Annotated in this window: 13 protein-coding genes; 12 read left to right on the top strand and 1 reads right to left on the bottom strand. The window is 60.3% G+C overall.

Annotation, left to right across the window (positions count from 1 at the left end; all coding sequences use genetic code 11):
• Positions 1-199: 199 nt before the first annotated feature.
• From SAZ10_RS15695 to SAZ10_RS15680, 4 genes are read left to right on the top strand one after another with little or no spacing between them, the layout of a single operon-like run.
• The gene (locus SAZ10_RS15695; RefSeq protein WP_318610229.1) at positions 200-1,435 is read left to right on the top strand and encodes an aromatic ring-hydroxylating dioxygenase subunit alpha; all 1,236 of its coding nucleotides are present in this window, start codon (positions 200-202) and stop codon (positions 1,433-1,435) included.
• A 56-nt stretch (positions 1,436-1,491) separates the two neighbouring features.
• Positions 1,492-1,689 (top strand): ferredoxin, encoded by a 198-nt coding sequence (locus tag SAZ10_RS15690; protein ID WP_318610228.1) that lies wholly within the window; start codon positions 1,492-1,494, stop codon positions 1,687-1,689.
• A gap of 41 nt (positions 1,690-1,730) precedes the next feature.
• Positions 1,731-2,924, top strand: a complete 1,194-nt coding sequence (locus tag SAZ10_RS15685) for an FAD/NAD(P)-binding oxidoreductase (protein ID WP_318610226.1) — start codon at positions 1,731-1,733, stop codon at positions 2,922-2,924.
• Between the two features lie 33 nt (positions 2,925-2,957).
• Positions 2,958-3,425 carry a hypothetical protein gene (locus SAZ10_RS15680; RefSeq protein WP_318610224.1) on the top strand — a complete coding sequence of 156 codons (468 nt, stop codon included), beginning with the start codon at positions 2,958-2,960 and terminating at the stop codon, positions 3,423-3,425.
• A gap of 36 nt (positions 3,426-3,461) precedes the next feature.
• Here the strand turns inward: SAZ10_RS15680 and SAZ10_RS15675 are convergent, their stop codons facing one another.
• Positions 3,462-4,409, bottom strand: a complete 948-nt coding sequence (locus SAZ10_RS15675) for a LysR family transcriptional regulator (protein WP_318610223.1) — start codon at positions 4,407-4,409, stop codon at positions 3,462-3,464.
• A gap of 283 nt (positions 4,410-4,692) precedes the next feature.
• On the opposite strand from SAZ10_RS15675, the gene SAZ10_RS15670 reads away from it, so the two are divergent.
• The 8 genes from SAZ10_RS15670 (at position 4,693) to SAZ10_RS15635 (ending at position 14,606) form a co-directional block, all read left to right on the top strand.
• Positions 4,693-5,955, top strand: coding sequence for a DUF1116 domain-containing protein (locus SAZ10_RS15670; protein ID WP_318610221.1), 1,263 nt, complete (start codon positions 4,693-4,695; stop codon positions 5,953-5,955).
• The gene (locus SAZ10_RS15665) at positions 5,952-7,541 is read left to right on the top strand and encodes an amidase family protein (RefSeq protein ID WP_318610220.1); all 1,590 of its coding nucleotides are present in this window, start codon (positions 5,952-5,954) and stop codon (positions 7,539-7,541) included. Before SAZ10_RS15670 ends, SAZ10_RS15665 begins: the two co-directional genes overlap by 4 nt.
• Entirely contained in the window at positions 7,525-7,908 is a 384-nt protein-coding gene (locus SAZ10_RS15660; protein WP_318610218.1) for a DUF2237 domain-containing protein, read from the top strand. Before SAZ10_RS15665 ends, SAZ10_RS15660 begins: the two co-directional genes overlap by 17 nt.
• Positions 7,909-7,949: 41 nt before the next feature.
• On the top strand, positions 7,950-8,708 hold the full coding sequence (locus tag SAZ10_RS15655; protein WP_318610216.1) for an enoyl-CoA hydratase-related protein: 759 nt from the start codon (positions 7,950-7,952) through the stop codon (positions 8,706-8,708).
• Positions 8,709-8,730: 22 nt separating this feature from the next.
• Positions 8,731-9,465 (top strand): aspartate/glutamate racemase family protein, encoded by a 735-nt coding sequence (locus tag SAZ10_RS15650; RefSeq protein WP_318610214.1) that lies wholly within the window; start codon positions 8,731-8,733, stop codon positions 9,463-9,465.
• A gap of 80 nt (positions 9,466-9,545) precedes the next feature.
• Positions 9,546-10,934, top strand: coding sequence for an amidohydrolase (locus SAZ10_RS15645; RefSeq protein WP_318610213.1), 1,389 nt, complete (start codon positions 9,546-9,548; stop codon positions 10,932-10,934).
• Positions 10,935-10,986: 52 nt separating this feature from the next.
• Positions 10,987-14,121, top strand: a complete 3,135-nt coding sequence (locus SAZ10_RS15640; RefSeq protein ID WP_318610211.1) for a molybdopterin cofactor-binding domain-containing protein — start codon at positions 10,987-10,989, stop codon at positions 14,119-14,121.
• Positions 14,118-14,606 (top strand): (2Fe-2S)-binding protein, encoded by a 489-nt coding sequence (locus tag SAZ10_RS15635; RefSeq protein WP_318610210.1) that lies wholly within the window; start codon positions 14,118-14,120, stop codon positions 14,604-14,606. The genes SAZ10_RS15640 and SAZ10_RS15635 overlap by 4 nt, the downstream gene beginning before the upstream one ends.
• Positions 14,607-14,990 lie beyond the last annotated feature (384 nt).

Raw genomic sequence — 14,990 nt, 5'->3', positions numbered from 1 at the left:
GAGACTTCAGGTTTTCAGCATCGAACATGCAAGCCGATAAGCGAGCCAGTCTGGATAGGATCAGACTTAGATCCCTGATCTCAACGCGGAAATGTTGATCCGTGAGGTATTGAAGCAGCGCCCCTTACAGATGCCGCGTTCAAGAATGTCCTCATCATAACCACCAAGCCAGCAGCACAGAGTAATTTGGAGGAAGCAGGTGGACTGCAAGCACAGCGGAAATGGGCGCGCCAGGTCGCATGGCGTTTCGGATCGCATTCGACGCGTTCTGGATCAGATTGAAGACGGTGTGACGGACATGAAGAGCGGCTGGAATCTGCCGCGCGAATGCTACGTCGATCAGGAATTCTACGATTTCGAGCAGGAGGCTGTGTTCATGCGCAGCTGGCTTTGCCTCGGCCGAGTCGACGAAATCAAGAATCCGGGCGATTTCGTTCGCATCGATATGGGCGACGAGCCACTTGTCATGGTTCGCGACCAGAACATGGAAATCCGCGTTTTCTCGCCCATCTGTGCACATCGTGGCCATTTGCTCTGCGAAGGGTCCGGCAATACCGGTCGCCTGTTCCGCTGCCCATTCCATGCGTGGACCTATGGTCTCGACGGCCACCTTATCGCGGCACCGTCAATGAACGACACAGTCGGATTGAAAGCCCTGAAGGCTGAGGCCCATCTGCCGTCGCACAAGGTCGAGATTTGGAACGGTTTCGTGTTTACGAATCTCGATCCGAACGCCAAGCCGCTTGGCCCCACGCTTTCCAAGCTGACCAAGGCACTCGAGCAGTATCACATCGGTGAAATGGTCTCGATGCCCGTCGCGGAGATCAAGGGCTGCAACTGGAACTGGAAGCCGCAGCTGGAGAACGGCATCGAGCCCTATCACAGCGCCTACCTGCACGGCATGCTGCACGATTTCGCGCATGTGCGCCTTACCAGCTTTGTGGAGTTCGACGAGGATGACGGGGCGGTCTATCACCCGACCGGCTTCTATTATCCGGACGCGGGCTTCAACCCGACGGGCAAAGCGTTGATGCCGGTCATCCCGACCCTGGGTGAGAAAGAACGCAACGAAGTGATCTTTGCGAGCATCCCGCCCAACCTTGGCTTCGGCGCCGTGCCCGAGGGCCTGTTCTACTATCTCGTCCTGCCGGCTGGCCCGAATTCGATCAACCTGCGCATCGGTCATCTCTATCCCGAGGCGAGCACAAAGGTTCCGTTGTTCGACCATCTCTACAAGATTGCGCAGGACGGGCTGGTCGTCTTCCACAATCAGGACGCCGCTTCGACCGAGTCCGTCCAGCGCGGCAACCGGTCCCGTTTCCGCAAGCCCGGCCGCTATTCGTTCCAGGAAGAGTCGCTGCTGCAGTTCTACCAATGGCTGCAAAAGCGCTACCGCGACTATGCGAAAGAAGCGCGCGAGACGCAGCCCGCCTAGAACCTGGGGCGGCGGGCTTCCAGGTCAATAACAGCAAACCTGATTGGGAGACTGGAATGAAAATAATCGTCGATCGCCAGCGCTGCGATGGTAACGGGGTCTGCATGGGCATCGCCCCGGAAGTCTTCGACGTCGATGATGATCTCTATCTGCATGTGGCCGAGAGCATCCCGGACGATCCAGAGCTACGGGCGCGTGTCCGTCAGTCGATCACGTCATGCCCGATCCTCGCGCTCAAGCTGGTCGAGGATTGAGGTCGCAGACTAACCGCTACAGACTCCCGGGAGGCAGGCTCATGGCAGCGAGGCAACGCATCGTCATCGCTGGTGGATCTCTGGCCGGCTACTCTGCCGCGACGGAGTTGACCACCCTTCTTCCTGGGAGCGACATTGTCTGGGTTACAGGCGAACCTCACCGTACCTATAGCAAACCGGCGCTCTCCAAAGAGTTCATGCAGGGCCGCAGTGAGCTTGCGGAGTTGATGCTGCCGGATATCGGTGGAGAGACAAAAGGTCTTTACACGCTTCGGGAGAGGCAGTGTACGTCGCTCGACGTTTCCGCCCGTTCCATTCAGCTCGATGATGGCAGCGGGATCGATTTCGATCAGCTGCTGATCGCGACCGGCGCTTCCGCCAGAATGCCGGATATGCTGCGCGGTGTCGGCGGCGTGTTTTCATTACGCACGCTGGACGACGCGATGGCCATACGGGCGAGACTCGAACGGCGTCCTAGCATCGTGGTGATCGGCGGCGGATTGATCGGCTGCGAAATGGCTGCCTCGGCCCGCGCACTTGGCCTCGACGTTACGATTGTCGAGCGCCTCGGTTCATTGCTGGATCGGCCATTCGGCGGAGCGTTCGGCTCTCATTTCCTGGATTTGCATCGAGACAACGGCGTCAAGATCCACATGGATGCGACGCTCACCGACATCATTATTCGCGATGGGCAATTTGCAGGCGTGCGCCTTGCTGACGGCATCGAAATCGAGGCCGGGCTTGCTCTGGTCGGCGCAGGATCTCAGCCCTGCACCGAATGGTTGGATGATTCCAGCCTTGCGATCGCCGATGGGATCTTGTGCGACGCCTATCTTGCCGCTTCGTCCAATGGCATATTCGCGGCGGGCGACATCGCCCGTTGGATGAACCCCGTCTATGGCCTCCAGATGCGTGTGGAGCATTGGACAAACGCCTCCGCTCAGGGACGCGCTGCCGCCCGAAACATGGCAGCCGCGACAGGCCGCCCGGAACTGCGCAAACCCTTTGCCGATGTCCCGTACTTCTGGTCCGACCAGTACGGGCAGAAGATACAGATGGTTGGCTGGCACGTCGGCCACGACAGAATTGATATCGAGAACGATGGAGGGGGGATGCTTGCCCGCTTCTATCGGGATGGACGCCTGATCGCGGCTGCCGGTGTGAACGTCCCGCGTGCCGTTATGAAACTGCGCCGGCAGATCGAACAGGAAGCACAGGGGCTCGAGGCAGCCTAGGCACTATCCGGCTAGGCAGATTGGAGAGGACGCATGGTTGTTGCCACCGAATTCGATGACAGGGTTCAGAGCGATATCTGGACGATCCTGAGCCGCAGATACCGTACTGTTCGCCGTGGTGGCCACCCGACTGAGGTTGACGAACATCTGCATGAGCGTTCCTTCTGGCCGGACATGCGCTTTGGCAAGGTCGATATCGTATGCGGGCCTCACGGTACGCAGATCCGGATCACGTTCACGCCTGTCCAGGAGCCCGGGAAGACCTATGGCTACAAGATCGATGTCGACAAGGCCGCTTCAGCCTGGAGCGAACGGATCGGCATCCGCGATCCACGCTCGAACCCCGCCATGTTTGCCGCCGAGCTGATCTGGTACATGGTGGCCTATATTGGCTCCAAGCAGATTGACGAGTGCCCCGAAGACGGTGATGGGATACGCTGGATCAACACCGGCTCTGATGTCTTCGAGCCATTGCCGGGTGCTGACGCACACCACCACTGACCTGCAAGCTGGCTCTTTGGCCGGCTAGCCGGGCAGCTAGCCTTGGCCGTAGTCAATGCGCACGGCCCGGTAGCCCGGCGAGCGGACGAATTCGTCGAACTGGCTGCACATGGAATCGACAAGCTTCATAATGCGCGGGTTGCGGTGGCGGTGATGGGGATAGAGCGCGTAGACAGGCGTGTCGTCTGACCGCCATTCCGCCAGGATCGGGACAAGACCCTTCTGCTCGACCTCATAGCGCACGAAGAAGTCCGGCAGATAGCCGATCACGAGACCCTCGACGGCAAAATATTTGGCCATCCAGTATTCGTTGACGTTGAATCGCGCGTGAGGGTTCAGGTTGACGATCCGCTGGCCCTGCCGTAGCCGCCACAGCTCGGGCAAGCCGTTGCGCATGTAGACGACACCGTCACATCTGTTGATCTCGTCCAAGGTTGTCGGCATGCCGTTTCGTTCAATGAAATGCGGACTGGCATAGAGGCCGAATGAGACGTCGCCCATCTTGCGACGCATCAGGCTTGATGTGGGCGGATCGCCGACAAAAATCATGCAATCGAAATCGAACTGGCCGGCAATGATTTTGTCATTGGGATACATCTGCAGGTCGAAGTCGATCTGCGGGTTGTGTGCCGCGAAGTATTGCGCGGCCGCGCCAATCAGCGACGTCCCGAAGGCCGAGCTGGCGACAATCCGGATGCGGCCGCTGATGATCGAATGCGCGCGCTGGGCCGCGCTAACCGCGTTCTCGCATGAATCGAAAATTATCGAGCTGTGATCGAGAAATTCCTTACCGGCATCGGTCAATTCGAGACCCTTCGCCTTGCGTACGAAGAGCTCGACGCGAAGCGCATCCTCCAGACGCCGAAGGTGATGGCTGAGCGTTGCCTTGGGAATATTGTAGGTCGTCGCTGCGCGCGAAATGCTGCCTGCCCGCGCAATCGAGAGGAAGCAACGGATGTCTTTCAGCTCGTACAGATCGTTCATCTAGCTGTCCAAAAAATGGAACGATAGGTCCACTATTTCAATCTATCTTGGAACTCGACCCACCCTATAACTTGCCGTGAGACAACCACAAGAGACCTCGGGGAAGGTGAGGCGCTAAATCGCCTATGTCATTGCAATAGTGATGTAAATTTCCCGCTGCTGGCTCAGGTCTAGGCGGTGGGAGACGTCCTTCCGTGCGCGAGGTCGCATGGCGGGCGTCTTGCATTTCAGTAGTCATAAACACGTCCGTGCAGAATATTGGACAGATGGAGTCTATTGGAGAATGCCGACAGCCACGCAGACAAGGCGGATCGATGTCGATCGTGAGGCAGCTTCGAGCAAATCCATTGAAGCGCTCAACACGACAGCTGTAGTTCTGGAGCGTGTTTGTGCGGCCTGCGAGGCGACATCGAAGGTCGGGCCGCGCAGCTTTCTGCATGCTGGCCCGCCGATCGAATTAGCCAATATTCCTGGCCCTATGCGAGGGGCCATCATTGGCGGCCTGCTTTTCGAAGGCGAGGCCAAGGATGTGGCGACGGCCGAGCAGATCATCGACAGTGGCGAGATCGAGCTGACGCCTTGTCACCATGCTGGTGGTCTTGGCGCCATGGCGGGTATCATCACGCCGAATATGCCAGTCGCAGTGGCGCAATCGAACGGTCGGCTGACATTCGCTCCGCTGAACGAAGGCACCGATGGCGCCGTGCGCTACGGTTCCTTTGATGACAAGACATTGGCCCGCCTGAAGTGGATGTCGACCGATATGGTCGCGGTGCTCAACGAGGCTGTGCAAGCCAACCCGATCGATCTGGTTGATCTGGTTGCCGAAGGTTTGCGGCGTGGCGACGATTGCCACAATCGCCTGGTTGGCACGACGGCAAATCTCATTGTTCGCTTTGCTCCGTCCTTCATTCGTTCGAAACACAGCGCAGCCGCTGAACAGGTTGCCGCTTTCATGGCCGGCAACGGCCACTTCGCGCTGCCATTCGCCATCATCATGGCCAAGGCGTTGACCTTGGCGGCGTCCGACATCGCCAACAGTCCGATCGTAACTGCCATGTCGGCGAATGGACGCGAGTTTGGCATCCGGGTCAGCGGCACGGGAGACCGCTGGTTTGTCGCTCCTTCGCCGATCGGCGAGCCGAAACTTGTACCCGGTGTCACCATGGACGATCTCACACCCACGATGGGGGATTCCATGATTTCGGAAACCGCCGGGTTCGGCGCCTTCGCCATGACTGCTGCGCCGGCGATCATGTCCTTCGTTGGCGGCACGGCCGCACAGGCAAGGGCGCTTGTGGAGGAGATGCGCAGCATTAGCGCCGGCACCAGCTCGCGTTTCCTGATCCCGGCAGAGGAACACCGCGGCTCGCCGGTTGGTATCGACGTCCACAGGGTGGCGCAGACCGGCATTGCCCCAGTCATCAACAATGGTCTGGCGCATCGGTTGCCTGGTCGTGGCCGCGCTGGCGCCGGCATCACGCGGGTGCCCATTGAGCCGTTCATTGCGGCAAGCGAGGCGCTGCGCGCCGGAACTGTTGCATGATGGTCGGCCACCGTTCGTCAAGAGCCGACCTAAACTGGCTCATGCAGAAATGGAACGTCGACATTGAAGCTATCGACGGACTGGACGCGTTGCTCGACAGCATGCGGGCAACGTATTCTCGTGTCGACGCGCTCGCTGAAGCGAAACTGCCAAAATCGGCATCGGCAGCACCCTGGACGGTAGAGCGGGTCGCCGGTTCAGATCCCCACCATGCCTGGATGTTTCGCACGAAGCACCAAGCGTCGGGTTCTGGAACCCTGGCGGATCTGCGATTGGCCGTGAAAGACTCGATTGCAGTCGCTGGTGTGCCAATGACTGCCGGAAGCAACTTCCTGCAGGGTTTTACACCCGGACGCAGCGCAGTCTCGGTTGAACGCGCGCTCGAAGCCGGCGCCACGCTGGTCGGAACGGCGGTCTGCGAAGGACTGTGTTATTCCGGATCGAGCTTCACCAGCGCGACCGGACCGGTCCTCAACCCCCACGATCCTGAGCGGTCTGCCGGCGGCTCCACAAGTGGCTGCGGCGCGCTTTTGGCGACGCAACAAGCTGATATCGCGCTTGGAACCGACCTGGGTGGGTCTGTACGCAATCCGGCGGCCTGGTGCGGGGTCATGGCGCTCAAGCCCACGTTCGGGGTCGTTCCGTACACGGGTGCGCTGGCGACCGAGTTCAGCATGGACCACCTTGGACTAATGGCGCGCGACGCCGGCAGTCTGGCAAGGCTGCTCAACGCTGTCGCAGGGCCGGATACGGGCGATCCGCGGCAGGCAGGAGTTGCTGCCCTGCGGGGTGATGCGGGTGGCATTCACGGCGATGTTTCCGATCTGCGCATCGGAATCGTCACCGATGGTTTCGGTTGGCCAGACCGTTCCGACCCGCGCGTCGATGCAGCCGTACGCAATGCTGTCGAAGCACTTGCACGCTTGTGTGCGGGTGCGCGCGAAACATCCGTCGCACTGCATCGCAGCGCGCGTGACATTCATGTTCCGATTTCTTGTGAAGGCGGGCTTGCGACCGTGTTCGAACAGAACAGCCAAGGCAGCAACCATCCCGGCTATTACGACGGTGAGCTTGCCCAGGCGTTCGGCGACGCTCTGGAAAACAACATCGACCTCTTGCCGTTGAACGGAACGGTCTCGCTTATAGCAGGCACCGTGCTGCGGCATGAAACCAGGAGCCGCGTGTTGGCCGCTGCTCAGGCCCTGCGTGTGGTGCTGCGTCAGCAGTATGACGCGGCATTGGAAGAGTTCGACGTTCTTGTCATGCCGACGGTACCGATGCTGCCGCATAGGTTGCCAAAGGGGCCGCTTGCGCCAGCCGACCACCAGCGGCTTGCCTTCGAAATGCATGACAACAATTGCGCGACCAATCTGACCGGTCATCCGGCGCTGAGCGTGCCCTGCGCAATGATCGATGGGTTGCCGGTCGGCATGCTGCTCATCGGGCGTCATCTCGATGACCATCTGCTGCTCAGGTTGGCCCATCGTTTCCAGAATGAAGTCTTTGCGTCGCCCAGCCCCAAGGCGTCAGGGGCGCATCGCGATGTTGAGCCAGGGAAGGAGTTTCGGCATGACCGAGCGACGTAACGTGCTTGATGGCCCGCTTGAACCTTGCGGTCTCGATCCGATAACCGGCTATACACGCAACGGCTGCTGTGATGACGGGCCGGACGATCCGTCGCCGCACACGATCTGCGCAATCGTGACCAAGGAATTCATCGCGTTCCAGGACAGCATCGCCAACAACCTCTCCCAGCCGGAACCAGACAAGCGCTTTCCAGGACTTGTCCCGGGCAGCCGTTGGTGCGTGCTGACCGCCAAATGGTACGAGGCCTACCAGAATGGAGTGGCCTGCCCGGTCGTGCTGTCGGCAACCAACAAGGCGGCGCTCGATATCGTTCCGCTCGAAATCCTGCTGGAGCATGCGGTCGACAGGCCGAAAGCAACCGGCTGATAGGCTACCCAAAGGCGAACAGACACTTCGGAGGAGAAGCTATGTCAGTCGTTTTGCTGGAGCGACCTCGCCCCGGCGTGGCTGTGATCAGGTTGAACAGGCCGGAAGTCAAGAATGCGCTGACGACCGAGGTCCGGCACCTGATCGAGCGATACGTTGCCGAAATCACGGATGACGACGAGATTAAGGCTATCGTCCTGACCGGCAACGAGACGGTGTTTGCTGTTGGCGCCGACCTCAAGGAGCAACTGGGCCGAGACGTAGTCGGCGCGATCAATACCTTCACCACGCATGCGCTGTGGCGGTCCCCGAAACCGGTCATCGCGGCGGTTAATGGCGATGCCTTCGGCGGCGGCTGTGAACTCGTGTTGCAATGCGACTTCGTCATCGCCTCTGACCGCGCACGGTTTGCGCAACCGGAAGTCAATGTCGGTTTCGTGCCGGGTGGTGGCGCAACGCAACGTCTGCCACGTATGATCGGCCGTCAAAACGCAATGTATGCCTTGCTGACCGGAACGCCGATTTCGGCTGCCGACGCTCTTCGCATGGGGCTCGTCGCGGAGGTCGTCGAGGGCGATGCTCTTGTGCGGGCACTTGACCTGGCCGTCCAGATCGCCTCGCGGCCGCCGCTTGCCGTCCGACAGATCAAGGAGATCGTACGTCTGGGACTGGACGCACCGGCCGACGTCGGCCTCGCGCTGGAGCGTCGCGGTTGGCAGCTGATGTTTGGAACGAAAGATCTCCAGGAGGGCATCGGGGCCATTCTGGAGGGGAGGCCGCCGCTGGTGCGCGGCGAGTAGGACAGAATAGAAGGAGGTAAGATTGATCTCGAAGCGCACGCTGATCGGCATGCTGACACCGTCATCCAATACAGTGCTTGAACCCTATATGTGCGCGATTCTGCACGACCTGTTGCCAGATGTGACGGCGCACTTCCAGCGCTTCACCGTCCGGGAGATCTCGCTGGATGACAAGGCGATGGCGCAATTCCATAACGAGCCGCTGATCGAGGCCGCCAAGATCCTGAGCGATGCAAATATGGATGTCATCGCATGGGCGGGCACGGCAGCCGGCTGGCGCGGTTTCGACGTCGACCGCGATCTCTGCCGCCAAATCACGGAAGCAACGGGTGCTCCGGCAACGACAAGTGTGCTTGCCCTCAACGAAATCCTTGACCGCACCAATGTCCGCAAGCTCGGGCTCGTGACACCCTATCTTGATGACGTCCAGAAGCAGATCATCGCGAACTATGGCGCCGCCGGCCATCCGGTGACGACCGAGCGTCACCTCGGCGAGCGCCGCAACTTTGCTTTCTCCGAGTTTGATGAGGCAACGATCGCGGAAATGATCCGTGCCATCGCGAAGGACAAGCCGGAGGCGATTATCGTCCTGTGCACCAATTTCCGCGGTGCACCGATCGTCGAGGAGCTTGAGCGGGAGATCGGGATTCCCGTCTACGATTCCGTCAGCGCTACGGTGTGGAAGGCCCTGTCCATGACCGGACATGACTCCAGAAAAATCACCGGCTGGGGGCGCCTTTTCCAGGAGCTGAATTAAAGCAATATCTGATGGTCGAATGTGAATTGCAGACCGTTCGGCCGGTGACGGACCGGTTACAGTTGGTTGGAAAATAGCAGATGATCGATCGGAAGCTGATCCTCGTCGCCGACGCAGTACTGACTATGGATGACGCGAACAGCGTCCTGCACGACGGCGCCGTGCTCGTCGAAGGCGGCCGTATTGCGGCGATTGGCCCAGCAGCGGAGCTTTCCGCCGCCAATCCCGGAGTCGAGACGCGTGTCTTGCGAAACGCTGTGCTTATGCCGGGGCTGGTCAATGCCCATGTCCATTCCGGCTTCCTGCGCGGGACCGCCGAGCACCTGCCGGTCTGGGACTGGTTGACCCAGCATATCAATCCGATGCACCGCGTCCTGCAGCCGCATGAGGCGGAAGCAGCCTCGTGGCTATGCTACGCGGAATCTTTGCTGTCCGGCACGACGACCGTCGTGGATATGTGGCGTTTCATGGACGGCAGCGCCAAGGCGGCGAGTTCAATAGGGAACAGGCTCGTCGCCGTGCCCTATGTGGGCGAACATCCGGACTACAACTATTTCGACACGCTCGACATGAACCAGGCGATCATCGAGAGCTGGCACCGCAAGGCGGACGGCCGCATCAATGTCTGGGTGGGCCTCGAACATCCCTTCTATTCCGACGATGCGGGGCATCGCCGAGCCATCGAGATGTCCAAACGATACAAGACGGGGTTCCACACCCATTGCAGTGAGGCGCGGATCGAAGTCGATGGCTTCGTGCAGCGCTATGGCACGCGGCCGATGTTCGTGCTGGACGACATCGGGTTCTTCGACACGCCAATAACCATGATCGCCCATGGTGTGTGGCTTGATCCGGACGAGATCAGGCTGATCGCGGGGAAGCGTGTTTCCGTTGCGCACAATCCGGTTTCCAACATGAAGCTGGCGAGCGGAATTGCGAATGTTCGCGAGATGCTCGATGCCGGCGTGCCCGTCAGCATCGGCACCGATGGCGAGAAGGAAAACAACAACTTCGACATGTTCGAGGAAATGAAGGTCGCGTCGCTGCTTGGCAAGTTGCGTTACGACGCGGTGCAGCCGCTGGACAGCTGGGAAGTCCTGCGTATGGGAACCGTTCTTGGCGCGCGTGCAATCGGGCTGGACCACGAGATTGGTTCGCTTGAGCCCGGCAAGCGGGCTGACATCATCGCCATGCGAACGAATACGCCGCGCATGACCCCGTTCTTCTCTGAAGGGCCTTACTTCAACCTGCATCACAACATCGTTCATGCGGTGCGTGGAAGCGATGTTGCGCTGACGATGGTGGACGGCAAGATCGTCGTCGATGACGGTGTTCTGCTGACTGCGGATCTCCAGGAGATCATTGCCGAAGTGCATCGGGTGGCGCCCGGCCTGTTTGCGCGCCGTGCCGCGTTTCTGGCAGCCAATGGCGGCGACATGGTCCAATGGACGACCGGCAGTCCGGCTTGACCAGGCGAATGAACCAGTAGGGGAAAGGCATAGGAGAGGGAGCGAACCCCGAATGGAGGTTCTTCACCCAACAACGATAGAAGAAGCTTTGTGGTACTCCGGCGATGAGGAGACCTATTTCGTCGCCGGCGGAACGCTAATGCAGCTTGATTGGGTGATGGGATTGCGGCCCGCCCGTTGGTTGATCTCCCTCAATCGCCTGCCTGCCATGCAAGGCGTGGAGATGGTTGCGGGCGGTATTCGCATCGGCCCCCTTACAACGCTCAGTATGCTTGAGCGTTGTCCCGAAATTGCCGGGTTGCCGCTCCTGCTGGCTGCTGTTCAGGTGACGGCAAGTCCAGCTGTACGCAATCGCGGCACCATTGGCGGGAATATCGCAGGACGGCGCGGATGCCTGATCCCGGCGCTGCTCGCTCTCGATGCGCAGCTTGAAGTAGCGAGAACTGGCGTTCGTCAGCGTGTCTCGCTTTTTGACTGGCTTCAAACAGCCCGAGAACCTGGTTGCCTGGTCGAGGCAGTTTTCATTCCGTCGCCGAAACCCATCGCCCGCTCGACTTACCGAAAGATCGGATACCGCGCGGCCTTCACGCCAGCGGTAATCGACGTTGCAGGGCTCATCTCCGTCGATGCGGGCCGCATCGTGCATTGCCGGTTGGCCGTTGGTGGGGGCGTTGCCGCGGCACGACTCTACGAGGTCGAAGCTAAGGTGGCCGGCCAGTCGCTCGACGATATCGACTGGTCGGATATTCACGGCGAGATTGTCGAGGCGATCAAGGCACCGACGGACTATTTCCGCAGCGGCCGCTATCGACGCGTCGCCGCGGCCAACGCACTGGTCTACGGGCTGGGCGAGGTATTGCCAAAGCTGAATGAGCTGCCAAAACGTCGCCCGCATCAACGCCGCCCCGGATTGTCCGATGAAATCGTGCTCGGTCGTCGGGCCTCGGGGAAGGATTGGCATGTGCGGCCGGACGCGCCGGCCAAAGTGGCTGGCCGACTGACCTATCTGACGGATGTCCGGGAGAAGGAGATGCTGGTCGGTCGCATTCTGCGCTCTCCGGTCCCGCATGCCCGACTGATCGATATCGATACGACACAGGCCGAGCAACTGCCGGGCATTGTCGGCGTGGTCACGCATCGCGACATCAAAGGAACCAATGGCTTCGGCATTGTAGTGCAGGACCAGCCGGCCATGTGCTTGGACAAGGTCCGCTACATTGGCGACGCTGTTGCCGCCGTTGCTGCCATCGATCAGGAGACCGCAGCGCGGGCCTTGTCGCTCATAAAACTCACCTATGAAGAGCTTCCGATCGTCGACGATCCCGAACGGGCGCTCAGTTGCGGTGCGGAGGCTGTCCATGCCAAAGGCAATCTGCAGTGCGAGATCCATTTTTCGCGGGGCAATGCTGCCGCCGCATTTGCCGGCGCAGCCCATGTTGTCGAGGCGACCTATGTCACGCCCAGGCAGATGCACAGCTTCATGGAAACCGAGGGCGGTTATGCGTTCGTCGACGAAGACGGAACCTTGAATGTCTGTGCCGGCGGCCAGCACGGGCGTCGCGACCAAATGCAGCTGTCCAGACTGCTTGGCATCCCGGAAGAGCGAATCCGTGTTGTTTCGAGCCCGACCGGCGGTGCTTTCGGCGGCAAGGATGAGCTCACTGTCCAACCTGCCCTCGCGCTGTTGGCGCTCAAGACCGGCAGGCCGGTTCGCATGCAGCTCGAACGCATGGAATCCGTTGTAGCCGGCACTAAGAGCAGCCCGATGCGGATCCGCATGCGCACGGCTTGCGACGATCAGGGCCGCCTCTTGGCGCAAGAAGTCGATCTGCTCGCCGATGCAGGCGCTTATGCCTCGCTGAGCCCTGGAGTTGTGGAGACCGCGCTAGAACATGCCTGCGGTCCATACGAGGTTCCCAATGTCCAGACGCGGGCTCGGCTCGCCTATACCAACAACGGCACGTGCGGCGCGTTGCGCGGCTTCGGCTGCAATCAGATGTCTTATGCCCTCGAATGCCAGATCGACCGGCTTGCATCTGCATGCGGCCCGGATTCTCTGGAGTTCCGCGCGCGCAATCTGCGAAAACCCGGCACGGTCGGCTATCTCGGACAAGCCGTGGCACCGACTGAACGGCTCAAGGAAATGCTCGATGCAGCCGCAGCCGATCCCATCTGGGACCTCCCATCCGGGCTCTCGGCGGACGGCACGGAGATCCTCGGCGTCGGAATGGGCATGAACTATCAGGGCAACGGGCTCGGCACTCTCCCGCCGGATCCCGGCGGTGGGGAACTGCGCCTTGCCGTGGATGGCGTCATTGAGGCGGCCTTTGGCCTGGACGAGATCGGGCAGGGGCTTCAGGCGGCGATCCGCAACACTGTCGCGCGCGAGATGGGATGCGGGCATGCCGATATCCGACCGGTGACAGGGGATACCGCGACCTCGCCCGAGTCCGGCTCGACCACGGCCTCGCGCGGAACCTTTGTGGTCTGGCGGGTAGCCCGAGATGCGGGGCCGGCGCTGGCGGCCGAGCTTGTTGCAATCGCTGCTCGCCTACTTGGCCGGGACCCGGATTCGTTGACGATCGCTCCAGGCGGTGTTGTCGAGCGAACATCCAACAGCGGTGACCTCTTGATGACCTTTGCCGATATTGCAAAGTCGGTGTCACCACAGGACTTGCCACGGGCGGCGACGGCTTTCGAGTTTCCCAAATCGGACTATTTCGAAGGCAATGCCCGTCTGATTTTCGCCTTTGGCGCGACGCTGGCGCGCGTCGCGGTAAACCGCATCACTGGAGCCGTTCGTGTCCTGGATATCAGCCAGCATACGGCGGCGGGACCGGTCCTCGATCACGCGGCCTATCTCGGCCAGATCGAAGGGGCGAGTGTGCAGGGTGTCGGTTTCACGCTGACCGAAGATGCCCTTCTGAACAGGGGGCTCTATGTCACCGAAAACTTCGATTTCTACGTCATTCCAAGCGTTCAGGATGCGCCGCAGTCAATGTCGGTATTTGCGTTGGAGAGTCTTGACCGCGAGGATGCTTTCGGACCACGCGGAATAGGGGAGCTTGGTATTGGCGCCATTACGCCAGCCATCGCCAATGCAGTTGCCGATGCCACGGGCCGTTGGCCGGAACAGGTGCCGATCAATCCGGAGTGGGTGCTCAGCCATCTGGCAGGAGTGTCATGAAGACAGCGATTGCCTTCACCCTGAACAGGAAAGCCTGTACAGTCGATGTGGCTGCAACGGACAGGCTCATTGATGTCCTGCGTGAGCGGCTTGCCACGACGGCGTCAAAGAAGGCCTGCGGCATTGGTCGCTGCGGCGCTTGCATGGTCCTGATGAACGGGCTGCCCACAAACGCCTGCCTGCTGATGATGTGGCAGGTCGATGGCGCCGAGATCATCACGTCCGAAGGCCTCGTGGAGGATGCGGAAGCGGCCTATGTCCGGCAGGGACTAATCGAAGAGAACGCCTTCCAGTGCGGATATTGCGCGCCTGGCTTTACAGTCACACTGACAGCATTGCTAAGCGCCACCAAAGCACCGACCGAAGCGGAAATCCGCATGGCTCTGGAAGGGAATCTATGCCGCTGCACCGGATATCACTCCATTGTCCGTGGCGCATTGCGTGCCGTTGAGCTGAAGGGGCAGGCCGCCGCCGCTTCGAAATAGCCGTCTAAGAAGTCGAACGGCCAGAGGCGCTTCGCGGATCGCTTCGCTTGAGCCGGGCCAAGGCTTGTGGCCAACCAGGCTGGTCCGGCTTGGCAGTCTTGGCCGCAGTTCGCAGAGCGCCATTCCGGCGATCATCCTGGAACGATCCACCTGCTGATATCGCCCGGCTTGTGCAGAGCAATGTTGCGCAATGCAGAGTGTCGGTGGCCATTACCTACCATGCAAACTGCTGGGATTTCACGTTAAGGCAGGCGTTCATGAAACCGAACGATATGTCCAAATCGCCGACCTATTCCGATCGGTCAAACGACAATAGCGTTTTGATCATCTGAGGTGCCGAACTGCCGCGAACAATGTTCTTTTGCGGCGACCCGCGCACCGAAT

The sequence above is a fragment of the Mesorhizobium sp. BAC0120 genome (assembly GCF_033542235.1).
GTDB lineage: Bacteria > Pseudomonadota > Alphaproteobacteria > Rhizobiales > Rhizobiaceae > JAWRCU01.
Note: the sequence above shows the minus strand (reverse complement) of the source record. Positions and strands in the feature narration are given on the sequence as shown.

What these genes read in the sequence shown, in the direction of transcription:
- SAZ10_RS15690 (WP_318610228.1), top strand. Translation starts at nt 1,492, where the DNA reads ATGAAAATAATCGTCGATCGCCAGCGCTGCGATGGTAACGGGGTCTGC.
- SAZ10_RS15685 (WP_318610226.1), top strand. Translation starts at nt 1,731, where the DNA reads ATGGCAGCGAGGCAACGCATCGTCATCGCTGGTGGATCTCTGGCCGGC.
- SAZ10_RS15680 (WP_318610224.1), top strand. Translation starts at nt 2,958, where the DNA reads ATGGTTGTTGCCACCGAATTCGATGACAGGGTTCAGAGCGATATCTGG.
- SAZ10_RS15675 (WP_318610223.1), bottom strand. Translation starts at nt 4,409, where the DNA reads ATGAACGATCTGTACGAGCTGAAAGACATCCGTTGCTTCCTCTCGATT.
- SAZ10_RS15670 (WP_318610221.1), top strand. Translation starts at nt 4,693, where the DNA reads ATGCCGACAGCCACGCAGACAAGGCGGATCGATGTCGATCGTGAGGCA.
- SAZ10_RS15665 (WP_318610220.1), top strand. Translation starts at nt 5,952, where the DNA reads ATGATGGTCGGCCACCGTTCGTCAAGAGCCGACCTAAACTGGCTCATG.
- SAZ10_RS15660 (WP_318610218.1), top strand. Translation starts at nt 7,525, where the DNA reads ATGACCGAGCGACGTAACGTGCTTGATGGCCCGCTTGAACCTTGCGGT.
- SAZ10_RS15655 (WP_318610216.1), top strand. Translation starts at nt 7,950, where the DNA reads ATGTCAGTCGTTTTGCTGGAGCGACCTCGCCCCGGCGTGGCTGTGATC.
- SAZ10_RS15645 (WP_318610213.1), top strand. Translation starts at nt 9,546, where the DNA reads ATGATCGATCGGAAGCTGATCCTCGTCGCCGACGCAGTACTGACTATG.
- SAZ10_RS15640 (WP_318610211.1), top strand. Translation starts at nt 10,987, where the DNA reads ATGGAGGTTCTTCACCCAACAACGATAGAAGAAGCTTTGTGGTACTCC.
- SAZ10_RS15635 (WP_318610210.1), top strand. Translation starts at nt 14,118, where the DNA reads ATGAAGACAGCGATTGCCTTCACCCTGAACAGGAAAGCCTGTACAGTC.